The organism is Serratia sp. 201, assembly GCF_037027545.1.
GTDB lineage: Bacteria > Pseudomonadota > Gammaproteobacteria > Enterobacterales > Enterobacteriaceae > Serratia > Serratia bockelmannii.
On the sequence record NZ_JAXCHC010000004.1, the window covers coordinates 29,999 to 51,471 of the forward strand.

A 21,473-nucleotide genomic window follows, 5' to 3' on the forward strand; every position below is an offset into this window, starting at 1 on the left:
TCTTAACTAACTTAGTGTACGATAGAGGATTTTTTTATTAACTCACCTGCTTTATATAATCTTGACATTTTGTTTAGACTAATAATGACAAGGAATAAACCTGATAAGGTTAAGTAGATGGTTATTCCTATCTGCGCGTTAGTTGTTAATTTTCTGAAGATGTCACCTATTATTGAATCTCTAAAAGGTTGGTAAAATATTGGGCTGAATAGCATTGCTGCACCAATGAAATAGATCGTTGATGTTGTTATTGATACTATATTTTTATAAAGTGTGTTGTTATAGCGTTGTCTTTTCCAAATAAAGGTCCTATCTACTACATTAATTTTTAGGTAGTTTGAGCAAGTATGATAATCCTCGATGCCTTCAACTGGATTGAGCATGTTAAGTAAGGTGTATCTTTCATCTCGTGTTAACCCTTTCTCTCTTATTATTGCCGCGTAGCCATACTCTCCGGCAATTTCCTTCAGTCTTTGCTCACCTAGCTGGTTACCAAGTTCGAATGTAAATTTGCTTAACTTTGAGTACCTTTCGAATAGGTGGTCTGTTCTCAAACCCCATTTTTCTTTATGCCCAATTGCGGCTAATAATATTGTTAGTGTAGGTAGTATTATTTTGGTGAATATATCAATTGCACTCATTTTGCGATGTCCTTTCGAGTGTTAGGTAATTGAAAAAACTAATTTGATTTGTAACACGTCGTTGAGTATTACCCTATTTGGGAAATTTTCAAAATTCCATAAAGAGTTATCCGCTGACCTCCCGCCCCATCTGCCGCACCCTGAGAGCACCCTAAATCATCAAGGAGTGCTTGTGTATGCCTATCCCCGTTGTTCGTGGTCTCGGCGCCAGCTGTTTGCTGGGGCTGACTTTGCTGACTGCATTGCCTGCCTTTGCCGCTGAAAAAGATGAGTTGGCTTCTGCCCAGCGCATGCTGATCCAGGTACAGGCAGCGCTTGAACGTGCGCGTGTCGCCGCCGTTCAGGCTGATCCGTCGGAGCGCGGTCGTTTCTTCTTCGACTATGCCCGCGCTACCGCCGATCTCAAGACCATCAATGCCGGCATTGACCGCTATCTGGAACCTTCGCGCGCGCAACCGCGTGATGGTAGCGCGGTGGCTGGCAATTATCGTCGGGAGCGCCCCTGATGGCCATGAATGCGGCGCAGGAACAGGCCTTCAAGGCGGCCAGCGGCGGCGTTGAAGTTAATATCCTGTCGCTGATTTGCATCGGCGGGTTGCTCGCGGTGCTGTTTGTCTGGGCGGCCTGGGCTTTGGTTGATGTTTACCAGGGCTGGAGCAACGAAAAAGTACGCAATGGGGCGTTGGTTCACTTCGTCATCAAAACCGTGCTGTTGCTGGTTGTTTCAATCTGGATGTTTGCCAGCTGACCTGTGAAGGCGCTGGACCGTATTTCACGATGATATTTTCACACACCAATAAGGAATGTTTTATGAATGCTGTAGTTCGTCTTTTCCGTCAACTCTGCGCGCGTGCCGCAGTAGCCACTTCCCTGGCGTATGTCGCCAGCCAGCCGGTGCAGGCGGCTCTGCCATCGGTTGAGCCCCCGTCCTCCGGCGGTGGCGGTGGTCTGATGGATACCATCAAAGGCTATTTCCAGGACGGGATCGTTATTATCGGTCTGGTCGCCGCTGCGGTGGCCTTCCTGATTGTCGCCAACGCCGCGATCCATACCTTTGCCGAGGTCCGTGATCAGAAGGCGACCTGGGCCAAGTTCGGCGCCATCGTGCTGGTTGGTGTGGTGCTGCTGGTCACTGTCATTTGGCTGGTTGGCAAGTCTGCCGAAATCCTGTTCTAAGGTTACCCGCCATGCAGACTATCCGATTTTTACCTGACCGCCTCAATGCCGAGCCCGTTGTTTTCCGGGGGTTTACGACCCCGGAGATGGGACTGGCGGCGTTAGCCGGCGTGGGACTGGGTCTGCTCGTGTCGTTGCCGTTTCTTCCTCTTGCCGGTTGGGTCGTGATACCCACCGGCATGCTGGTGACGCCGCTTCTCGTCATCTGGTTTGGAGGCAGTCGGCTGACGCGCCTTAAGCGCGGTAAACCGGAGAATTATATCTGGCAGCGCCTCGAGGCGCGTAAACGTCGCATGGGGTGGGGGGATCCCACCCTGATTATCGACAAACAGGGCTGGTCGTTGCGTCGCAGCCGCGTTGTTAAGAGGTCCACATGAGCCGTTTCAGACATGCGGTTAAAAACCGCGATCAGCACATTCTCACGTTACGTATTGCCTGCGGTGTGCTGGTCGTTTTCCTTCTGGTGGCCAGTATCGGCTGGATGCGGGCGCCAGATAATTTGACTATCCATAACCCGCCAGACCTGCGCAGTGGTTCTACCCGTGCCTGGTGGGAGGTGCCACCGTCCACGGTTTACAGCTTCGGTTTTTATATCTTCCAGCAACTCAATGCCTGGCCAAAGAACGGTGAGGTGGATTACCCGGGTAAAATCAATGGCCTGTCACCGTACCTGACGCCGTCGTGTGAGCGCTTTCTGAAAGCGGACGCCAAAAAGCGTAGCGAAAGCGGTGAGCTTGCCGGCAGAACGCGCGTGGTGTTCGAAATCCCTGAGCACGGCTACAACGGCCGCTATAACCAGAGCCCGGTGACGGTCAAAGGCCGTGATAACTGGGTAGTGCGTCTTGACCTGGTGGCGGATGAGTCTTTTGCGGGCGAACCGGTGAAACGTGCACTGACACGTTACCCGCTGAAAGTGGTGCGCGCAGAAGGGGATCCGGAGCGTAATGAGTTTGGTCTGGCGCTGGATTGTTACGACAGCATGCCACAGCGTCTTGCTGCGGCGCCGGCGGAACCCGCGCCTGAGAAAAAAGGAGTCTTCCAATGATGAAAGCACGTGTTCTGGCGCTTTCCCTGAGTGTACTTCCCCTGGCGGCGACGTTCAGCGTGCCGGTTACCCAGGCGGAAGAGCTGATGAAATGGGAGCGTATCCCGTTGCAAATCCCGCTGGCCGTCGGCAAGGAGCGGGTGCTGTTTGCCGATAAAAATGTCCGCGTCGGTTTCCCGCCGGCGCTGAACGGCAAGCTGCGGGTACAAAGCAGCGGCGGTGCGGTTTACCTGAAAGCCGATGCGGCTTTCCCGCCAACGCGTCTGCAGCTGCAGGACGTCGAAAATGGGGAGATTATTCTCCTGGATGTGACGGCATCGGACAAAGGCTCGGCCGAACCGGTGCGCATTGTTTACAGCGGTGACGTGACCGCAGTCAGCAGCAGTAATGACACGCCTGCTGCTTCAGGGGGAAACAACGCGGCGCCCGGGGCGGATAACGGCACCCAGGCGAAGCGTAAAAAAGTCAAATACAACGCGCCGCTGCCGGTCGTCCTGACGCGTTACGCAGCACAAAGTCTGTACGGCCCGGTGCGCACGGTTGAAGCGGTGCCAGGCATTCATCCGGTCAACCCGCACCTGCCGAAACGTATCACCACTCTGTACCCGTCAGAGCCGGTGGCCATCACGCCGCTGGGCGGCTGGGGCATTGGCAGCCGCAACGTGGTGGCGCTGAAAGTGCAGAACACGGCCAGCCGCAAAATCACGCTCGATCCCCGGGTACTGCAGGGGCAGTTTGTGACGGCGACGTTCCAGCACCGCTATCTCGGCCCGGTGGGGACCCCGGAAGACACCACAACGCTGTATCTGGTCACGTCCGGTCGCCTGGACGGGGCGTTTGTCGCGGAGCCATCAGTGGTTCGCAAAGCCGTAAAAGCGGTGAAGAAGGGGACTGGTCATGGCTGATGTGAAATCCAACATGCTGCCGAAAGTGATTGTGTTCGGCGTGCTGGCTGCATCCATTGTCGTCGGACTCAAAGCCTGCAGCGGTGGTAAAACGCAGGAGGAGACTCAGCAGGCGCATAACGTGCTGGCCAGCATGTCGCCGGAAGAGCTGCGGGCGCTGGGCGTGGAGGGGGATACCCCGGAGGACACGCTGCGTACCCTGGTGGGCACCCTGCGTACTACGCGAACCCAGCAGGCCGAGTTGCAAAGCAACATCGACAAGGTGTTGAAAGAAAACGAAGCGCTGCGCAAGCGTAATACCAATGTGTCCGGCCAGGTCAATGAGGCCGTGGCCGGCTTCCAGAAGCAGGCCGAACAGCGCCAGCAGCAGCTCCAGCAGGAGCAGCAGACGCTGATGGGGAAAGTCCAAACGCTGACCGAGCAGTTGGCCGGAAATAAAGACAAGGCGAAGAACGACAGTGATATCCCGCTCGGTCTGGGGCTGGATGGCATGGGCGCGGGCGAGGGCAGTGCGGCGGCAGGCCAGGACGGGTTGATGTGGGTCGGACCGAAGGACATGAAAGAACCCGACCCACGTAATCCGAACAGCGCCAAAGACGGCCCGCAGTTTCCGACGTCGTTCTTGTCGGACAACGCTATCACGCGCCAGAAAGCGGCCTATGAGCAGCAGGTGAAAGGGCATACCAATGAAAAAGGGGCGGAGGAGAGCGCCGAGCCGGTGTTTACCCTGCCCGAGAACTCCACCCTGGTGGGCAGTAGGTCCATGACGGCGCTGCTGGGCCGCGTGCCGATTAACGGCACGGTGACCGACCCCTACCCATTTAAGCTGATGATTGGCAAAGACAACCTGACGGCGAACGGCATCGAGCTGCCGGACGTGGAAGGGGCGATTGTCTCCGGGACGGCCAGTGGCGACTGGACGTTGTCGTGCGTGGCCAGGTCAACAGCATCACCTTCGTGTTTGCGGACGGGACGGTACGCACCTTGCCGCATCCTGACACCAATATGAAGGCCAATAGCAACAACAATAGCGGTAACAATGGCAAAGACGTCAGCACCACCGCCGGCATTGGCTGGATCTCTGATGACAACGGCATCCCGTGCATCGGTGGAGAGCGTAAGTCCAATGCCTCGACCTACCTGCCGACTATCGCCGCCTTGTCAGCCGCCAGCGCCGCCGGGGAAGGGATCAGCCAGGGGCAATACACCACGCAAAACAATGTGAATGGCATCACCTCGACCATGACCGGTAATGCCGGCCAGGCCGTGCTGGGCAAGGCGCTGTCAGGCGGGATGAAAGAGACCGCCGATTGGGTGCGTGAGCGCTACGGCATGATGTTCGACGCCGTGTACGTTCCCCCGGGCCAGAAACTGGCCGTGCACATTACCCGCCAGCTGGCGATCGACTTTGAGACCAAAGGGCGCAAGGTGCGTTACGACTTCAGCCTGCCTGGCGAAGACGGTAGCACCGGCGGACTGGATTAACACGTCATTCAGAGGAGGAGAAGCATGCTGTGGCGTCAATGTGAAAAGATGAGTCGCCCACAGAGTTGGGCGCTGGTCTTGCTGTCCTGCAGCGCGTTTTGGTTAGGTGTGCTGCTCCTGCTGTGTTTGCTTGTAAGGGAATGATAATCATGCGGAAAAATCTGTTTAACCGGGGCCTGGCGACCGCTGTCATTGTCAGCGCCATGGCGTTGGCCGGCTGTTCGACGTCGAAAGAAGAAATGCTGCCGCCAGGCGACAGCTCGATGCTGGAATTATGGCAAGGTGAGGATGGTGGTGGCACGGTGCGCAATGCGGTGGCGGCGCGCGACAGCCTGCGCCGGCCGCTCACCGAGAGCGAAAGCCAGGCAACAGCCGCGAGCGATCGCAGCTACAGCCGCACGCAGGAAAGCGAAATCAGCCAGCAGTTCCCGCGCCTGCCGAATCCCGACCTGGTGATGTACGTGTTCCCGCACCTGGCGGATGGCAACGCGCCGGTGCCGGGCTACAGCACCGTGTTTCCCTTCTACAGCCAGGTGCAGTATGCGATGCCGGGTGAACGGACGGAGGCTTACTGATGCGGTTTTCCCTGTTTGATAAAAAGCGCCTGATGCGAAAAAAGCCGGCTGCTGCTGCCCAGGGCGCACTGAACGTGACCGAGGATGGTGTGCCGCTGTCTGTCGACGGCCGTGAGCCATTACGGCGCCAGGGCAAGATGACGGTAAAGGATGAGCAACAGGTGTATCACGCCAATCCGTCCATCGTTGATTACCTGCCCTGGGCGGAGTTTCTCGACCGTGAGCAGTGTATCCTGCTCGATGACGGCGTATCTGTCGGCGCTGTGTTTGACATCACGCCGGTGGCGACCGAAGGGCGGACGGACGATCGCCTGGAGCAGATGCGTGACACGGTGGAGGATGCCCTGCAGGACTCGTTTGACGAACATGATGAAAACCCCTGGATCGTGCAGTTCTTCTGCCAGGATGAGAACAATGTCGAGGCGTATATCGACAGGTTGCGACGGTATGTCAAACCCCACGCGCAGGGCAGTGCGTTTACTGAAGACTGGCTGAAAGAGACCGAGCGCCATCTGCGCGGGATTGCCCGTCCGGAAGGCCTGTTCAAAGATACGCTGATAACAGACCAGCCGTGGCATGGGCAGCAGCGACGGACCCGCATGGTGGTCTATCGCTGGGTGGGTAAGAGCAATCATGATCCGATGCCACCGATTGCCATGCTCAATCAGACCTGTGAGCGCGTGACCGGTGCCCTGGCCGGTGCCGGCGTTGCCTGCGTGCGCCAGAACGGTGCGCAGGTCCATGACTGGTTGCTGCGTCATTTTAACCCCAGCCCGGAGTGGGTGGATAAAGAGACGCTGTACCGCGATGCCGCCTATTTTGACAGCCGTGACACGCCGGAAGGTGCGATGCCGGTGCAGAATGATTTTGCCGAAACCCTGCTGTTCACCCCGCCCGTATCCGATCCTGACCACGGTGTATGGTGGTTCGATAACCAGGCGCATTGCGCGATCCCGGTCGAGAAACTGCGCCGTCCGCCGGAGCCGGGCACGATCACCGGTGAAATGAAACGCGGCGAGAAGAAAATCAATGCGCTGATGGATCTGTTCCCGGAAGGGACGATGGTATGTATGACCATCGTGGTGCAACCGCAGGACACGCTGGAAAACGATTTTAACCGACTTGCTAAGAATGCCGTCGGTGAGAATACCGAATCCGGGCGCGTGCGTCAGGACGTGGCGCAGGTCAAGGAATACCTGGGTAATCGTCACAAGTTGTACCGTGCCGGTATCACCTTCCTGCTGCGTGCCGGCGATCTGACCGCGCTCAATCACAAGCGTGTCGATCTCACCAACGTGCTGCTCGGCGCCGGCCTGCAGCCGGTTCGCCCGGAGTTTGATGTGGCGCCGCTCAACACCTACCTTCGCGCATTGCCGATGTGTTTTAACCCGGAGACGGACAAGAAACACTGGTATACCCGGCTGACCTGGGTGCAACATCTCGCGGGGCTCTTACCGGTGACTGGCCGCGAAACCGGGACCGGTCACCCCGGCATGAGTTTTTTCAACCGCGGTGGGGATACGCTGACGTTTGACCCGCTCAACAAGCACGACCGGAGTCAGAATGCGCACATGCTGTATTTTGGTCCGACCGGCGCGGGGAAATCGGCCACGTTGTGCGCGACCCTGTCGCAGCTGATGGCAATACACCGGCCGCGGCTGTTTATTGCCGAAGCAGGGAACTCGTTCGGGCTGCTGGCCGATTATTTCGAAAGCCTGGGGCTCAGTGTCAACAAGGTGAGTATCAAACCGGGCAGTGGCGTCTCGCTGCCGCCGTTCTCCTACGCGCATAAACTCGTCGACGATGCGTTAACCTCGCTGGCCCTGGATGAAAATGAACTGCCGGACATCGATGCCGATGACGACGAGGATGAAGATAAGCGCGATTACCTGGGAGAAATGGAAATCTCGGCGCGCATGATGATCACCGGCGGCGATGCGAAGGAAGAACATGAACTGAAACGCGCCGACCGCGCGATGATCCGTGAGGCGTTGCTGATAGCAGCGCGGCAGACCTATGACGAAGGACGGCAGATGTTGCCGGCAGACCTGCAGAAGGCACTGTACGCCATATCCAAAGACGAAGGGAGTGATATCCGTAACGTCCAGCGCCGGGCCAAAGCGGCCGAAATGGCGGAGTCGCTCGGGATGTTTACCCAGGCCGGCAGCTTTGAAGCGGAGCTGTTTAACCGTGAGGGCAGCCTGTGGCCAGAGGCGGATGTGACCCTGATTGACCTGGGGCATCTGGCACGTGAGGGCTATGAGGCACAGATGGCGCTGACGATGGTGAGCCTGACCAACACCATCAACAACATTGCCGAACGAGACCAGTACTCGGAGCGGGATATTGTGTTCGCGGTGGATGAGGCGCACATCGTGACGGTGAACCCGCTGCTGGCGCCGTACATGACCAAAATCGTCAAGATGTGGCGTAAGCTCGGCGCCTGGCTGTGGCTGGCCACGCAGAACCTGAAAGACTTCCCGGATATTGCCGAGAAGATGCTGAACATGGCGGAGTGGTGGGTTTGTCTGACCATGCCGCCGGAGGAGGTCAACGACATTGCCCGCTTCAAGGCGCTGACCGAGGAACAAAAGGCGGTGTTACTGTCGGCCAGCAAGCTGTCCGGCTGCTATACCGAAGGTGTGGTGCTGTCGAAAAAACTCGAGGCGCTGTTCCGTGCTGTACCGCCGAGCCTGTACCTGGCGCTGGGGATGACGGAGAAAGAAGAGAAGGCCGAACGCCGCGCGCTGATGCAGGAATTTGGCTGCAGCGAGCTCGATGCGGCGCGCAGGGTAGCGCAAAAGCTTGACCGACTGCGCGGTCTGGCGGCGAACGGGGAGGCAGCGGTAGCATGATGACGCTGAAATATCCGGAACCGGTTGTTCGACCGCATGGCCAAGTCTGCCGTGAGCCGTCGTTATTCACCCTTCCTCCGCAGGGCGTGGTCACCTTAAGCGAAACGGATGCGCTGGCGCTTGATACGTTCTGTGCGGCTATCCGCGATAGGCTGTTGGGACCGATCCAACTTACCGCCCACCCGCATCGTATCGGGAGTCGTACCAGTGTGGCACTGCATCTCGAGGGGCGCCTTGGGCGTTGCATCGATGTGCTGATCACGGTGACCGGCAGTACGTTGTGGCCCCAGAAGGAGGAGTATGATCACCCGCGCTGGTATGTCACGGTGCCGGACGCGGCCGATGTAGTGTATCTGTTGCTTCATTTGAGCGAACGATGCTGGGTTAATTAGGTGAAATTTTATTATTCTGCGCTGGCCTGTTGCCCGGTTTTTTATGCGGGGGATGAGGAAAATATGATAAGTCGGTGTTAACGTCCTGCTAGAAAGAGTTGTGGGGTTTGGATTCTGATGTACGTCAGCATATGGATGTCCACTATGTGCTAAAAGCGGACGCTAATTCACTCCAATATATTGTCTTTGGTATCAATCGGTTGCTATAGCGCTGGCTTCATAAATGGCTGTCAGAAACAATACTTCCACTAACGGAGTATCAATATGAGTTGAAGTTTCCCTGCAATTGAAAACGATAATTTTCATTAAAATCCTCGCACGCGAAAAAAAACGGGTGTAAAATCCTCGCTAACGAAACATGAGAGGGCGGCAAGATGCATCAAGATATCCCAAGTACCTTAGTAAAAAACTTAACCAAGGATTTGGTTATGGGGATCAATGAGTCACTCTATGCAGGAGCAGAACGAGCTTTTATTCGTGCCAAGCATGATGCTACAGGTCATCGAGCATCTATCCTCGGGAACATGCGCCATTGGTGTATGAACGAAGAGTTTCATAAGTCCCTACTAGCGAACGGTTGTACTCCTAGCGCATTGAAGGGTAACAATTTAGTTACTGGGAAAAGCGGGATTTTCAATATCGGACGCATCAATGACAATAACGTGTCATGGAACAATTTAACGCGAGCAAAAACCAGACAAAGACTGGCTGAGCATAATCGTTTCATCGAATCACTTATACAGCCGAGCCTTTTTGGTGACCCTGATGATATCCCTACAGCTACCGTGTTTTTTCTGGCTCGCTTTTCGGGTAGTTTCTCCGAGCAACCAGAAGCTCCTCTTTCAGTAGAACTGGTTGTTCCAAGTCATAACATGCGATCTTGGCTTTTCCGTGAGGATATAGCCCTGTTTTTGAGTAGGTATGATCAGGTCACCTCGCAAAGCGACAAGGCGTTACCAAAACTTAAAAGCAATAAAGTTAAAAAAGATGGAACAGAGGAATAAATTGAATGAGTAGAGGTATTGCAGAGTTCCAGCCAGACAGGTTAGTGCAGGTACTCGCAGCGAGGAGACTCTCTCAAACTCAACTAGCTACGATGGTTGGGGTATCCCCTGCAACTGTCAGTAAATGGCGTTCGGCACAGCAAGCTCCTGAGGCAGATGCACTTCAGAGGCTAGCTAGTGTAGTTAATGTTGCTCCTGAATGGTTCACCCGTCCACTTCCTGCAAAAATGTCCAAACCACTTTTTCGCAGTAATGCGAGCGCACATGCGGCCGCGCGAGCTATGCTGGGGGCTCGAATAGAATGGGCTAATGAACTGGTGGTCAGGTTAGAAGAATATGTAGATTTACCTGATATTTGTTTACCGATTCGCTTTTTCTCCAATATTGATGAGATAAGTGATTCTGATATTGAAGATGCTGCGCTTGAATGTCGAGCTATATGGGGTTTAGGAAAGAACGAGATCCCTGATTTGGCATTAGCTGCTGAAAGTAATGGTATAATCTTAATCCGGGAAGAAACTGGTATTGCGCAAATCGAAGGGCTATCAGCATGGAGCTCTGAGCTTGAAAGGCCATTTGTTCTGCTTTCTTCTGATAAAGATAATGCTTTCAGGAGCCGCTTCGATCTTGCTCATGAGATTGGGCATCTTATCCTACATAAGCATGTGGGCAATGAACTTGACTCTGAACGTTATAAACTCAAAGAGAGTCAGGCTCATAAATTCGCAGGAGCCTTGCTGCTACCAGCAGAGCCACTAGCTGAACAGATCAGATTGCCTGTGACGCTTGATAGTCTGTTATTATTAAAACAGCGTTATGGCGTTTCCGTCGCAGCAATTATCATGCGTTTACATGCTCTGAATTTAATATCTGATGAAGATAAATTAAATCTCTTTAAGCGTCGCTCTGCTCGCTGGGGTGCAAAATCTGAACCGGGGGATGACTACCGACAACCTGAATTGCCTCGATTACTTAAACGCACAATCGACCTATTGCTCTCTTCAGGGTTGTTTACCTTGGATGGTATTACTGGTTTCTTTGGGTTGTCAGCCACGGATCTCGAAATGCTACTGGGTTTGCCAGTTAACTATCTTAAAGGGCAAGCCTCAGTTGTGCATTTGGCAACTTTAAAAAATCAGATCCAGAAGGCACGAGAACAATCTTGGTCAAATGAAAGCAGTGTAGTCGAATTTATCAGCCGGAAAAAATAGAATGGTTTTATCCAATCAAGGAAGATAGAATATGAAGAATTTCAATTGCCTTAGCTTAGCTATTGATATAAGGACTATTTTTGAAAAGGAGAATGATATGTTGAATGATCTATCGTTCCCTTTTTTTTATCAATTTCCCAAAGACTGTTGCCAGAGTGCGTCTATATTTTTGGGGGTGTGTCTCAAACAAGTTTTTCCAGATGCAGAGGTTAAAATTGTTCGAGGTACAACAAGAGGTGATGATAAATATCATCACTATTGGGTTGAAGTGGATAAAAAAATCTATGACCTTACACTGGATCAGTTTGAAAAATGGTTAGAGCCTAAGTTTTCAGGAGTATCCAAACCAATTTATTCCGAAAAAATACATCCGCTTGCTAAATATTATTTTTATAAAAAGAAATATAACATAACAGATGCTTTTGTTGATTTCATAACCGAGTATGCAAATCTCAATGAGGTTTTGAATGCCTTCAATTACTGCTATATCGAATTAGGAAAACTAGGATGGTTTTCTGATTTTAAAGATTTAAAACGAGATTTATATTGAGGTTATTTAATGGTAATGTTTTATGGCTCATTGCGAAAGGAGCGTGTAAATACAATTAAAGGAAGAAGGTTGTTTAATTTTTTAGATTGTTATTGAATTTAAGTATAACTTCTTTTTTTTGTTAATGGAGGTCTGTAATCCACGAAAGCTAGCTTATAGATTATATTTATAACGATTCACCACAACTTACGTAACATCCACTAAAAGGAATTAAAAATGTATTATCAAGTACTAATCGAAACATCGGAAAAGGTTGGAAAAGCTGATGGGAACAAACAGTACTTTGAACTGGATAAAACTGATTTGACGGAAATTGAGGAGCGAATTGTCTATCCATTTCTTAGGAAAGAAGATTTCCAGTTTGATGGTTACTTTCTCAAGGTTGCTGAAATTAAGCGAATTACAATTAAAGAAACGCAAAAGACAACAAAGGAGCTGTCAAAATACGAAAATGATAATATGCCAGCGGGCATAATCATGTTTATATCACCTAAAGATATTGTTAGTTATGATGAGCACACCAAAGATATTACTACGATGATTTTTGACAAAGCTAAATCTTCTTTGCCAACTAAGAGTGTGACGAAAAATAATCTCCCTACACTGGATTTAACAAAGGTTTTTATTGTTCACGGCAGAGATGATCTTGCAAAAACGGAGACTGCACGATTTATCGAGAGGCTTGGTTTTTCCGCAATTATTCTTCATGAACAGGCAAGTTCTGGAAAAACAGTCATTGAAAAAATCGAAGCGCACACAAATGTAGGATTTGCCATCGTTTTGTACACGCCCTGTGACACTGGTGGCCTTGTTGGTGAGAATATACAGAAATCACGAGCAAGACAAAATGTTGTATTTGAACATGGTTATTTAATCGGCAAGCTAGGGCGTCACAATGTTTGTGCATTGGTTAAGGGAGATGTAGAAATTCCAAATGATATTAGTGGGGTGGTTTATATACCTTTAGATAGCCATAATGCATGGCATCTTTCAGTTGCAAAAGAGCTACGTAATGCTGGGTACTCCGTCGATATGAATAAAGTAATTTAGGCTAATACCTAATTTCTCGGAGCAGCAGAATGGCTACTTGAGATCAGTACACTGGTTGATTGGGCAGCGTTGTTTGTTCATCTGCTTCTTATTCACTATGATGCATAATACGTCATTTTAGCCGACCAAACTAAAGCAAAGCAGATAGATTGATCAAACCTCAGGTTTAACTGTGCTGATATTTTTCGGTTAATTCAATGTCTGCTCCCCGCACTTAACCGACAGAGGCCTGACTAAAGTATCAGCGGTTAAAATTATCACAATCCAATAAAGACTTCTTTGCTGTCTTTCTGAGCGCTCCATAGCACCCTGTGTGGATTCTATCCACGCAGGAGTGCACGCCATGAAAATCAGCACGTTGCTGACGTTGTTTCCTCTGCTGATGCCGGCATCGGTGCTTGCCGGCACGGTACTGTATACCGATTCCCACCATCCCCCGACGAATAATGATGCTTCCGTGACCGTGATTTATCTTGACGGTCCGGAGCAGTTGCAGACGCAGCTCTTCGGCGCACTGTCGTCGAACCCGGATGAAGCGCAGCGGCAGGCGCAAGCCGTACTGCAGTCACCACAATGGCAGGCGCATGAACAGGAGCTGGCCACGGTTTACCGTGCGGTGGTGCGCGCCTGGGAACTGGGCGTCAAAAAAGTCCCCGCTGTCGTGTTTGACGATCGGGATGTGGTGTATGGCACCGCTGATATCGCCCGGGCCACCGCGTTGCGCGCGAAGTCACTGGAGGGCCAGTGACATGCAACGATTTCCCTTGCAGTTGGCGTCTTCCGGACAACCCCGGCTGACCCTTAAATCCCTCGGTGTGGCCATGATGCTGTCTGCGGCCGGCGTGCCGGCGGCGAATGCCGCGCTCAACAGCGCACAGATTGTTGTCAGTGCGGTGTCGCAGTCCTGCATCAGCTGGCGCGTCAGCGGCATTTGCTACTGGTTGTTCTGCAGTTGGGGCGGCTGCACTGTCCGAACTTCGGTCAAAGTTAGCCATTTCATCCCGGAGGCGGTGGTGTCGGCGTATAACACCCCGGGAGGCAATCCGTGGCGTGAGATGTCGATGGTCAGTCAGGCCGCCGGCGGACTCGAGAGCAGTATCACCAGCGCACTGGGCGGCGTTGCAGCCAGCGGTGGCAACAATGAGCTGAAAACCCCCGGGCAGCGCAAAACCAACCTGCATTTCAAATACGCTGACGCCATTGGCCATCCGGCGACGACCCTGATTGGCGGCAGCATTGCCGGCTATTCGTGCCGCAGTGCGGCGACCCCCTTCGTGCCGTATTTCCTCAGCACGCTGGACAGCCTGGCATGGCGTACTGGCATGCCGGAATCCCTTTATCCCGAAGCGTTGGTGCCTGGTCAGCGTGAGGTCGGCAGTCAGGCGGCCGCGAATATGTGGGGCAACGTCTACCCCCGTTCGGGATTTGTGACTCAGGTCGATGACGACAAGGCGGGGGCTCTGGTGGCACAGCGGGTGGCGGACATCATCACTCGCTCTGGTCAGCCGCACGTCTACCAGCCCCTGATGGGTCAGCGCTCGGAAGGTTACTGGCCACCAGGGGCCGTTCAGGAAAATACCGGAACCAGCAACCACAAATGGCAGCGCCTGGCGCCGCAGCTCAGCCAGTCCTGCGCCGTGTTCCCGGATGGCGATCATCCGCCGGCTGCGGATGCGAACGCTGCCTTTGCCCTGTGGCAACCCTACAGCTGCTGCCAGCGCCGCGGGCAGCGTTTCCTCTACAGCACGGATTTTTGAGGCATAAATGATGAAAAAACCAATGAATAAATCTCTCTGGGGACGGCGCAGTCTGCTGTCCCTGTTGATTGCCGGCAGCCTGGCACTGGCCGGCGTGAACGCACACGCTGACGACAATGACGATAACGGCACCCTGTTTGGCATTTCGTTGCCCCAGGTGAATGACAGTAATGTGGGGTACGGGAAGAGCGCCAGCGGCGCGGTCTCGGACAAGCTGTTCTATTCCCTGGGCGGTGGCTCGGTGATTTCACAGCCAGCGACGCGTGGCAATATGCAGCGGCTGGGGATGAATCTGGGCTGGAGCTCGGATTTGATGTGCGGCAACTTCGACCTGAAGAGCACCATCGGTAACCAGCTCAATGGCGTGACGGACGGGTTCAAGAGCCTGATGGGTAACGTTATTCAGGGCGCTACCGGTGCGGTAGCCAGTCTGCCGGCGATGGCTATTCAGCGTGCTAACCCGGGCTTGTATGAAATGCTGATCAACGGGGTATTGCAGGCCAATGTGGCATTCGACAAAGCCCAGCTCAATTGCCAGAACCTCTCCAAACGGATGATGGATATGGCGGACTCCGGCGGCTGGAGCCAGGCGGCAGCGATGGAGGAGGCCAAAAGCCTGATCAATAACGGGGATGCCGATGCAGTGCGGTCGATGAATGCCACGGAGAAAGTGACCGGACAATCCGGCCAGACCTGGATCGGTGGACAGAAGCGTGGCGGCGCCGGTCAGCCGGCGATTAAGCCAACGCACGATCTGGCTGCAGCCGGCTACAACATGATGAATGCGTTGCCGGTCACCAGCACCTCCAGCGTATCCGGCAGCAGCTGTACCGGCGGTGCCTGTACCAAATATGCCAGCAGTGAAGAAGCGGCAGCGGCTGTAGTGAAGGTGTTGGGCGACACCTCGCTGCGCACCTGCAAGGACGCAGCGCAATGCACCAGTGGCGAAGGGACCGAACAGCCAGGCAGCACCGTCGCCGGTACGGGGTTTGCGCCGATGCTGGAAGATGCGACGAAAACGAATAACGAGCAGTTGGCCAGGCTGGTCAACGGGGCAGAAAAACCTACCGCGGGCAACCTGGCCAAACTCAAGACGGGCAGCCTGGCGGTGACCGCCGGCGTTATCAAGGCACTGCAGCGCGATCCGGATAATGCCGCCCTGGTTGGGCGCCTGGCCAGTGAACTGGCGATGGCGGATACCATCGAAACGGCCTTTATCATGCGGCGCATGATCACAACCGGGATGTCTGAGCCGAATGCCTCTGCGCAGAAAGTCGCGATGGAAGAAGGCGATCGGCGTATCGAGGCGCTGGATCGTGAGATCACGGCGCTTAAGAACGAGATGGAGATGAAGCGTGAGATTGCGCGTAACGCGGTGCTGACCATCATCGACAGGGAGAACAATCGGGCGGAAACCAACCCGCAGCGTCAGTCGGTTGACAGCCCGGATACCAAGTTCAACCAGCTGGCCGTGCCGGAAAGCGACCAGTAATCGTGAGGATGAATCAATGACCGGAACAGAGAAGAAAGCGGTGACGCCCGCCAGGGGGCACCGATTTGGTCTGCGGGCTAAGCGTGTTCTGCAGATGTTGGGTATGTTGGTGATAGCGATGATTGTCGCGCTGGGCATGGCTCACTGGGGTGTCAATCACCCGGGAGAGAGTGCCGCGCTGCGTGACTGGGTGCACAGCACCCGTTATGGCTGGCTGAGCTGGCGCCTGGCGCTATACGCCGCGCTGGTCTGGGGATTCTGGAAAATCTGGCACGCGCCGGGTTGCAAACCGGCATACCGGCAACCCCTCAAGCGCATGGCCATCGCCTGCGCGGTATTTGCCCTGGCCTGTGAATACAGTCTCTTTGGTGGAGGGCTGTCGTTATGATGACCAACAGCTATCTGGAGTATTTTCTGACGCTGCTCGGCTGGCTGATTAACAATGGCCTGTGGGAGCTGCTGGTCAGCACGGGGCTGTTTGTGCTGCCGTTGCTGTTCAAGGTGGCAGCCATCTGGCTTAAGGTGCGAGAGGAAGGGGAGGATGAGGGCAACAAAGGGATGTTGTCTTTGCCACGCATCGAAAATCTGCTCTACGGGGCATTCTTTGTGATGCTCGCCTGCTGTCTGCCGCTGATGAATGTTAGCCTCGACACCATCAAGTACGACAGCAGCCGGGCGGCGACCTGTGGTACATGGACACCGAAAAAGCCGGATGAAACGGGCTACGCCAACATCATGTCGAGTATGAACGGCCAGACGGCGAAGGTGCCGGTGTGGTGGTTGGTGGTGCATAAACTCTCAAAAGGCATCACGTCGGCGGCCGTTGCAACCATTCCGTGTCGGCCTGATCTGCGGCAGGTGCGTTTTGAGGTTCAGCACAGCCGGGTCAATAATCCTGCACTGGCGAAGGAGCTGCAGGACTTCACCAACGACTGCTATGCGCTGGCATTGTATACCTGGCAGAACCGCGACCAGGGCCAGACGACGGACAAAGCCACCCTGCGTGACATCGAGTGGCTGGGGTCGAAAACCTTCCTGAACGGCGGGTACTACAACAACCTGCAGTCCAAAACTCCGCGTAGCAGTTTCCCCTGGAATGAGGGGCGGGACAGCGGCCGGCCAAACACTGGACGAGGGGGCTATCCAACCTGCAGCGAGTGGTGGTCAGCCGGCGAAACGGGGCTGGAAGCCCGCGTGGTGAAACAGGTCGATCCGGGCGTCATGCTGCGGATGTCTGCCGCGCTGAAGATGATGGGGCAACCGGATGCGGACTATAAAGAGGCGGTGGTGCGCCGCCTGGTCAGTCCGGATAACCTGACTGTCTCCCAGGGCGGACGCGCTTATGCCGGTTACGGCGGCAATGCAGACTTTACCCTGGACAACTCGGTTAACCGTATTGCCTCTATGGGCGGGACAGCACTGGGGAGCCTGGCGGCGTATCCGGCTTTTGATGCGATGCGTCAGGCATTGCCGATGGTACAGGCGGTACTGTTGATGGCGGTGTACATCATGGTGCCACTTATCCTGGCCTTTGCGGCCTACGAGTACAAGACGGTGATCACCGTGACGTTTGTGGTGTTTGCGCTCAATTTCCTGACGTTTTGGTGGGAACTGGCGCGCTGGCTTGACAGCTGGTTACTGGAGGCATTGTATAGTTCGGACTCGCACAGTCGCTGGAATGTGGCCGGGTTCCAGAATAGTGCCGATGACCTGATTATGAACCTGGTGATGGGCTGCATGTTTGTTGTGTTGCCGGCGGTGTGGCTTGGGGCATTATCATGGGCAGGGGTTAGTATCGGGCAGGCAGTTGGTAGTGCTTTAAGAACTGGCGTTTCCAAAGCCCAAGAAACTGGTGGAGACGCAGTTAATACACTCAAAAAATCCATTAAATTGTAATATCGATGCTTTTATGGGGAGTATACGCAAGTATTCTCCCCGTATTTTTACAGTTCAATCAAACCGTTCTGAAGTGAGGTCATCAGAGCTTGAGTAATAACCGTAACCGTCATTACCATGCCTGATTGATGGACCAGATGCCCTTTCTTCATCGAATGTATTCTCATCAGATGGGGCGACATTTTGAAGAATAAACGCGATCGCCCAAATAAAAAACATACTGCCAGCAACGATAAGTCCCCCGAACAGCATAGCTGTGACCGAACCGATGAAAGCGATAACAATCGGAACATGGCCTATCCAGGCAGGAAGCCTGTTTTCTCGTGCCTTAGATACGCAAAGCCGATCCCATCTCATAATCACATTTTTCAGACGACTCCACTTATGGGCAGCCCAGACACCGCGCTGATAGGCCTGTTGATCTCTGGTTTGGCTCATAATGCCTCCATTCGCCTGATTAGTCGTTTGACCACTTTAGCCTAAATAACGACCAATGGCTATTCATCAGGTTCCTCAGGTGGTAAGCGACCAAGACCGCCTTTTCAAATGGGATTTTCTGAGTATTATTAATTAATGGTTTTTTATATGAACAGAGCATGATTTTCAGAATTTTCATTTTTTATACTGAAAAATTCTTGCTCTCAACAAAGCTTGAAATACTATCTGGTTTTATAGTGTTAAAATCAACGGGTGCCTGTCTTTAATCAGAGCTAAGGAATATAACGCTAACACTCCCATCCCTTAAGTTTTTTGCATAAATTGCTATGCTTAAAATCAAGTTGGTTAGCAAGGAGGTATATCTTTTCATTTAATTTTGAATCATTGAAATTGTTACTTACCCAAAACCAAGAGAAGTAGGGGGAGCATTAGTGTTAGGGTAACGAAACAGATTTAACCCCAAGGGAACTCTCTTTCATTTTCACCATTTAAAACGTCCTTTATATAAATTACTATTAAAAATAAGTTTAATAATGCTGCAATTAATAAGTTGTAGATAATCGTGTGTGTGTAAGTTAAAAATATGAAGTTAAAAGCTTCTGGTAAATTTGGAGTAAGAATGGTAATTTAAAAAATATTATTTATTTGAAGTGATCCTGTGGTTGTGGAGAAAGACATTAATGCGGAATCCGATAGGAATACCATTATTTTAGTTATGCTTAATCTCCAAAATCCATTAAAAAAATAAGGTTTTCAATGTTAACCAATATCCAAATGGTCGTAAAGGAAACTGATGCAAAATATGATAAATCCTCCGCTCTACCAAATGTTCAGAGTCACCATATCGGTTGATTGAAAATATTAGCATCAAAATGGTTAAAATCGCCAGGCCGTTAAGTGTGCTAATGACTCACCACTTAGTTTTTTCTTCTTCGTGTTTTTTCTCTTGTTTTATATGTGTTACTGCGTCTGCAATGTCTTTTATCAATTGTTTTGTGAGTTTATTTTATTTTATTTTTGAATCGTGATTGTTCATCAGTATTTTTCTCTGATGCCCGTGCGGCAACATGGGGTGAAGTGCATGTTTGTTTGTAAAATCATTAAATCACAATATGCAATCTAACGGCATCGTTCGTGCTTCCGGTATCCTGTGCCAAAAACGTGACAATGCCGCTGAACTTGCTCAAATACTCACCACTCAGATGGGCATATTTATTGATCATCTCCAGCTTCTCCCATCCCCCAGTTCTTTTAACACCATCAATGGGGTTCCGTTCCGAACATACCAGCTTGCCCATGAGTGGCGGAGTCGGAACCTCGTCAGAAATGGCGGGGTTTTTTGCTTTTACAGCCACGCCGCCGGGCGATCGCCGGTCTCCAAAACCGTGTGAAGCAGGTTCCACTCCTTGTGGGGCTGCCAAATTCGCCATGGGATTTGAAGACCTCAGCAGAGGCCGCGTTTCGGGAGGTGTGAGTGGTATCAGTGTTACCTACAGGTAGGCGCTGAGATAAAAGTAGGTAGCAGCTATCATGCTGGCGATACTTACAAGAGTAAGAATATAAAACCAGGTTGAACCCATGTTAACCTACCAAGGCTAGTGTGATGTTTTCCATTATAGCAAGTTTGCTCCCCCGTGATTTGACAGCTACTTATTAAGCTTTCTTTACAAAAATATGCGAATTTGATCAGGAGAGAATTTTATTGTAAGTAAAGCTCATTGAGATGAAAGTTTAGTGAAAAGCATCTTTTTTGTGATCCGTTTTGGGGGTATGTTTCCCTTGGTTCCTTCAAACGAGGTCGATATAATGAAGAATGTTCTTAAGGTAGTATCTATTCCTTTCATCGCAACTGCACTCTTTTTTAGTGTTAGTGCGTTATCTGCGACAGCCAATGCTGATAAGCAGCGTTCTCCAGTTTCTCAGGACGCGCGGGATTTTCCACCACCACCGCCTCCTGGTGAGCACATGTCGAAGCCGGGACTTTGTAATGGAGGGGAGTTATTCTGTACAGTATCTACCAGTGATAATCCGACAGAAACGATCAACAAGCTGACATCGGTCATACCAGCCAGTCAGGCTAAGCATTACGAAGTTCGCATCTCGGTTATAGCATTACCTGAAAAACGTGACCATCAGCCAGCGCCATAAAGAGTTTATTAACTAGCATTACAGAAAACCTCGCTTCGGCGGGGTTTTAATGATTGAAAAGAAAGTATCAATGCGAGCAGGTCAATTTTGAGTGTACTTATCTGATGTGAACAATTGTAGATGGAAGCAGATCTCGAGTAGAGTAAGGATACTAACTATCCAAATGGAGTTTGATATGTCCTTATTTTCCATGACAAAACCAGGGGGGCGTAATTATGCAGTTGCGTTATGGGCTGGTTTTTTAGGTGGTAATCTGTCTAGTTTTGTTAAGTGGGGTACAGAGAACCCCCTGCCACCACGTACTGCAGACCGAGCCATACCTCCGGCCGAAATGCTTCAAGACCTTGGATTTAAAGTCAATGAGATGGTATATACTTACTCTGGACATATTGTTAACTGGGGTATTGCGGGCATTCACCACTTGTTTTCAATCGTTTTTGCGATGTTTTATTGTTCAGTTGCTGAGGTATTCCCATCAATCAAGCTTTGGCAAGGGGCTGCTTTCGCGATACTGGTAACGATAGGGTTCCACGGTGTTTTGCTACCAGTTTTCCACTGGGCACCTCCGTTGTGGCGACTTCCTTTCGATGAGATTTTCTCAGAGACGATTGGGCACATTCTTTGGATGTGGGCGATTGAGGTAGTTCGAAGAGATATAAGAAATCGCATTACGAAAAAGCCTGATCCAGAATTCCAATAGCAGATAAACCATCACTTCAGAGCCCTCGCTAACTGCCGGGGCTTTTTTGAGCACAACAGGTAAGAGGATTACAAGCGTTGGGTTATAGACAGCGCGGAAACATGAGCAGTTATCTGGCGGGCCTGAGAAGCCTCATTTGCCTGATAGCTGTTG

22 protein-coding genes and 2 pseudogenes are annotated in these 21,473 nt (G+C 52.0%); 21 read left to right on the top strand and 3 right to left on the bottom strand.

Going from position 1 to position 21,473, the window contains the following annotated elements:
• Nucleotides 1-11: 11 nt before the first annotated feature.
• Complete coding sequence (locus WA302_RS18910) at nucleotides 12-641, bottom strand: hypothetical protein (RefSeq protein ID WP_336064664.1); 630 nt, start codon at nucleotides 639-641, stop codon at nucleotides 12-14.
• Nucleotides 642-817: 176 nt separating this feature from the next.
• Between WA302_RS18910 and WA302_RS18915 the strand changes: the two genes are divergently transcribed.
• The 19 genes and pseudogenes from WA302_RS18915 (at nucleotide 818) to WA302_RS19005 (ending at nucleotide 18,034) form a co-directional block, all read left to right on the top strand.
• Nucleotides 818-1,147, top strand: coding sequence for an integrative conjugative element protein, RAQPRD family (locus WA302_RS18915; protein ID WP_089186723.1), 330 nt, complete (start codon nucleotides 818-820; stop codon nucleotides 1,145-1,147).
• Nucleotides 1,147-1,389, top strand: coding sequence for a TIGR03758 family integrating conjugative element protein (locus WA302_RS18920; protein WP_043143717.1), 243 nt, complete (start codon nucleotides 1,147-1,149; stop codon nucleotides 1,387-1,389). The genes WA302_RS18915 and WA302_RS18920 overlap by 1 nt, the downstream gene beginning before the upstream one ends.
• Nucleotides 1,390-1,451: 62 nt before the next feature.
• The gene (locus WA302_RS18925) at nucleotides 1,452-1,817 is read left to right on the top strand and encodes a TIGR03745 family integrating conjugative element membrane protein (protein ID WP_049209667.1); all 366 of its coding nucleotides are present in this window, start codon (nucleotides 1,452-1,454) and stop codon (nucleotides 1,815-1,817) included.
• Between the two features lie 11 nt (nucleotides 1,818-1,828).
• The gene (locus WA302_RS18930; RefSeq protein ID WP_086580534.1) at nucleotides 1,829-2,194 is read left to right on the top strand and encodes a TIGR03750 family conjugal transfer protein; all 366 of its coding nucleotides are present in this window, start codon (nucleotides 1,829-1,831) and stop codon (nucleotides 2,192-2,194) included.
• Nucleotides 2,191-2,862 carry a PFL_4703 family integrating conjugative element protein gene (locus tag WA302_RS18935; RefSeq protein ID WP_336064665.1) on the top strand — a complete coding sequence of 224 codons (672 nt, stop codon included), beginning with the start codon at nucleotides 2,191-2,193 and terminating at the stop codon, nucleotides 2,860-2,862. Before WA302_RS18930 ends, WA302_RS18935 begins: the two co-directional genes overlap by 4 nt.
• Nucleotides 2,859-3,767, top strand: a complete 909-nt coding sequence (locus WA302_RS18940) for a TIGR03749 family integrating conjugative element protein (protein ID WP_336064666.1) — start codon at nucleotides 2,859-2,861, stop codon at nucleotides 3,765-3,767. Before WA302_RS18935 ends, WA302_RS18940 begins: the two co-directional genes overlap by 4 nt.
• Nucleotides 3,760-5,252 (top strand): annotated as a pseudogene (locus tag WA302_RS18945) (TIGR03752 family integrating conjugative element protein). The gene WA302_RS18940 and the pseudogene WA302_RS18945 overlap by 8 nt, the downstream one beginning before the upstream one ends.
• A gap of 149 nt (nucleotides 5,253-5,401) precedes the next feature.
• Nucleotides 5,402-5,827, top strand: coding sequence for a TIGR03751 family conjugal transfer lipoprotein (locus WA302_RS18950; RefSeq protein WP_336064667.1), 426 nt, complete (start codon nucleotides 5,402-5,404; stop codon nucleotides 5,825-5,827).
• Entirely contained in the window at nucleotides 5,827-8,682 is a 2,856-nt protein-coding gene (locus tag WA302_RS18955) for a conjugative transfer ATPase (RefSeq protein WP_336064668.1), read from the top strand. Before WA302_RS18950 ends, WA302_RS18955 begins: the two co-directional genes overlap by 1 nt.
• A complete protein-coding gene (locus tag WA302_RS18960) occupies nucleotides 8,679-9,074 on the top strand; it encodes an acetyltransferase (protein WP_336064669.1) in 396 nt (131 codons plus the stop codon). Before WA302_RS18955 ends, WA302_RS18960 begins: the two co-directional genes overlap by 4 nt.
• Nucleotides 9,075-9,448: 374 nt before the next feature.
• On the top strand, nucleotides 9,449-10,078 hold the full coding sequence (locus tag WA302_RS18965) for a hypothetical protein (RefSeq protein WP_145957285.1): 630 nt from the start codon (nucleotides 9,449-9,451) through the stop codon (nucleotides 10,076-10,078).
• 5 nt (nucleotides 10,079-10,083) lie between these two features.
• Nucleotides 10,084-11,289 (top strand): XRE family transcriptional regulator, encoded by a 1,206-nt coding sequence (locus tag WA302_RS18970; RefSeq protein WP_336064670.1) that lies wholly within the window; start codon nucleotides 10,084-10,086, stop codon nucleotides 11,287-11,289.
• A 31-nt stretch (nucleotides 11,290-11,320) separates the two neighbouring features.
• Complete coding sequence (locus WA302_RS18975; RefSeq protein ID WP_145957284.1) at nucleotides 11,321-11,839, top strand: RFX family transcription factor; 519 nt, start codon at nucleotides 11,321-11,323, stop codon at nucleotides 11,837-11,839.
• Nucleotides 11,840-12,055: 216 nt separating this feature from the next.
• Nucleotides 12,056-12,889, top strand: a complete 834-nt coding sequence (locus tag WA302_RS18980) for a TIR domain-containing protein (protein WP_089186731.1) — start codon at nucleotides 12,056-12,058, stop codon at nucleotides 12,887-12,889.
• A 343-nt stretch (nucleotides 12,890-13,232) separates the two neighbouring features.
• Nucleotides 13,233-13,637 carry a TIGR03757 family integrating conjugative element protein gene (locus WA302_RS18985; protein ID WP_060558333.1) on the top strand — a complete coding sequence of 135 codons (405 nt, stop codon included), beginning with the start codon at nucleotides 13,233-13,235 and terminating at the stop codon, nucleotides 13,635-13,637.
• A gap of 1 nt (nucleotide 13,638) precedes the next feature.
• Nucleotides 13,639-14,646, top strand: coding sequence for a TIGR03756 family integrating conjugative element protein (locus WA302_RS18990; protein WP_443018046.1), 1,008 nt, complete (start codon nucleotides 13,639-13,641; stop codon nucleotides 14,644-14,646).
• Between the two features lie 10 nt (nucleotides 14,647-14,656).
• Nucleotides 14,657-16,138 carry an integrating conjugative element protein gene (locus WA302_RS18995; RefSeq protein ID WP_336064728.1) on the top strand — a complete coding sequence of 494 codons (1,482 nt, stop codon included), beginning with the start codon at nucleotides 14,657-14,659 and terminating at the stop codon, nucleotides 16,136-16,138.
• Between the two features lie 16 nt (nucleotides 16,139-16,154).
• Complete coding sequence (locus WA302_RS19000; protein WP_336064671.1) at nucleotides 16,155-16,526, top strand: hypothetical protein; 372 nt, start codon at nucleotides 16,155-16,157, stop codon at nucleotides 16,524-16,526.
• Entirely contained in the window at nucleotides 16,523-18,034 is a 1,512-nt protein-coding gene (locus WA302_RS19005; RefSeq protein ID WP_336064672.1) for a conjugal transfer protein TraG N-terminal domain-containing protein, read from the top strand. The genes WA302_RS19000 and WA302_RS19005 overlap by 4 nt, the downstream gene beginning before the upstream one ends.
• Before the next feature lie 54 nt (nucleotides 18,035-18,088).
• On the opposite strand, the gene WA302_RS19010 is transcribed toward WA302_RS19005, so the two are convergent.
• Together WA302_RS19010 and WA302_RS19015 are read right to left on the bottom strand one after the other, a co-directional pair.
• Complete coding sequence (locus WA302_RS19010) at nucleotides 18,089-18,472, bottom strand: hypothetical protein (RefSeq protein WP_336064673.1); 384 nt, start codon at nucleotides 18,470-18,472, stop codon at nucleotides 18,089-18,091.
• Between the two features lie 1,100 nt (nucleotides 18,473-19,572).
• Nucleotides 19,573-19,781 (bottom strand): annotated as a pseudogene (locus WA302_RS19015) (tyrosine-type recombinase/integrase); the annotation flags it as partial.
• A 497-nt stretch (nucleotides 19,782-20,278) separates the two neighbouring features.
• Here WA302_RS19015 and WA302_RS19020 point away from each other — a divergent pair.
• On the top strand, nucleotides 20,279-20,620 hold the full coding sequence (locus WA302_RS19020; RefSeq protein ID WP_336064729.1) for a hypothetical protein: 342 nt from the start codon (nucleotides 20,279-20,281) through the stop codon (nucleotides 20,618-20,620).
• Between the two features lie 175 nt (nucleotides 20,621-20,795).
• Nucleotides 20,796-21,320: a YagU family protein gene (locus WA302_RS19025; RefSeq protein ID WP_336064674.1), complete on the top strand. Its 525-nt coding sequence runs from the start codon at nucleotides 20,796-20,798 to the stop codon at nucleotides 21,318-21,320.
• Nucleotides 21,321-21,473 lie beyond the last annotated feature (153 nt).

Bases quoted from the DNA above. Each gene is read 5' to 3' on its own strand.
- WA302_RS18910 (WP_336064664.1), bottom strand. From the start codon at position 641: ATGAGTGCAATTGATATATTCACCAAAATAATACTACCTACACTAACA.
- WA302_RS18915 (WP_089186723.1), top strand. From the start codon at position 818: ATGCCTATCCCCGTTGTTCGTGGTCTCGGCGCCAGCTGTTTGCTGGGG.
- WA302_RS18920 (WP_043143717.1), top strand. From the start codon at position 1,147: ATGGCCATGAATGCGGCGCAGGAACAGGCCTTCAAGGCGGCCAGCGGC.
- WA302_RS18925 (WP_049209667.1), top strand. From the start codon at position 1,452: ATGAATGCTGTAGTTCGTCTTTTCCGTCAACTCTGCGCGCGTGCCGCA.
- WA302_RS18930 (WP_086580534.1), top strand. From the start codon at position 1,829: ATGCAGACTATCCGATTTTTACCTGACCGCCTCAATGCCGAGCCCGTT.
- WA302_RS18935 (WP_336064665.1), top strand. From the start codon at position 2,191: ATGAGCCGTTTCAGACATGCGGTTAAAAACCGCGATCAGCACATTCTC.
- WA302_RS18940 (WP_336064666.1), top strand. From the start codon at position 2,859: ATGATGAAAGCACGTGTTCTGGCGCTTTCCCTGAGTGTACTTCCCCTG.
- WA302_RS18950 (WP_336064667.1), top strand. From the start codon at position 5,402: ATGCGGAAAAATCTGTTTAACCGGGGCCTGGCGACCGCTGTCATTGTC.
- WA302_RS18955 (WP_336064668.1), top strand. From the start codon at position 5,827: ATGCGGTTTTCCCTGTTTGATAAAAAGCGCCTGATGCGAAAAAAGCCG.
- WA302_RS18960 (WP_336064669.1), top strand. From the start codon at position 8,679: ATGATGACGCTGAAATATCCGGAACCGGTTGTTCGACCGCATGGCCAA.
- WA302_RS18965 (WP_145957285.1), top strand. From the start codon at position 9,449: ATGCATCAAGATATCCCAAGTACCTTAGTAAAAAACTTAACCAAGGAT.
- WA302_RS18970 (WP_336064670.1), top strand. From the start codon at position 10,084: ATGAGTAGAGGTATTGCAGAGTTCCAGCCAGACAGGTTAGTGCAGGTA.
- WA302_RS18975 (WP_145957284.1), top strand. From the start codon at position 11,321: ATGAAGAATTTCAATTGCCTTAGCTTAGCTATTGATATAAGGACTATT.
- WA302_RS18980 (WP_089186731.1), top strand. From the start codon at position 12,056: ATGTATTATCAAGTACTAATCGAAACATCGGAAAAGGTTGGAAAAGCT.
- WA302_RS18985 (WP_060558333.1), top strand. From the start codon at position 13,233: ATGAAAATCAGCACGTTGCTGACGTTGTTTCCTCTGCTGATGCCGGCA.
- WA302_RS18990 (WP_443018046.1), top strand. From the start codon at position 13,639: ATGCAACGATTTCCCTTGCAGTTGGCGTCTTCCGGACAACCCCGGCTG.
- WA302_RS18995 (WP_336064728.1), top strand. From the start codon at position 14,657: ATGAAAAAACCAATGAATAAATCTCTCTGGGGACGGCGCAGTCTGCTG.
- WA302_RS19000 (WP_336064671.1), top strand. From the start codon at position 16,155: ATGACCGGAACAGAGAAGAAAGCGGTGACGCCCGCCAGGGGGCACCGA.
- WA302_RS19005 (WP_336064672.1), top strand. From the start codon at position 16,523: ATGATGACCAACAGCTATCTGGAGTATTTTCTGACGCTGCTCGGCTGG.
- WA302_RS19010 (WP_336064673.1), bottom strand. From the start codon at position 18,472: ATGAGCCAAACCAGAGATCAACAGGCCTATCAGCGCGGTGTCTGGGCT.
- WA302_RS19020 (WP_336064729.1), top strand. From the start codon at position 20,279: ATGAAGAATGTTCTTAAGGTAGTATCTATTCCTTTCATCGCAACTGCA.
- WA302_RS19025 (WP_336064674.1), top strand. From the start codon at position 20,796: ATGTCCTTATTTTCCATGACAAAACCAGGGGGGCGTAATTATGCAGTT.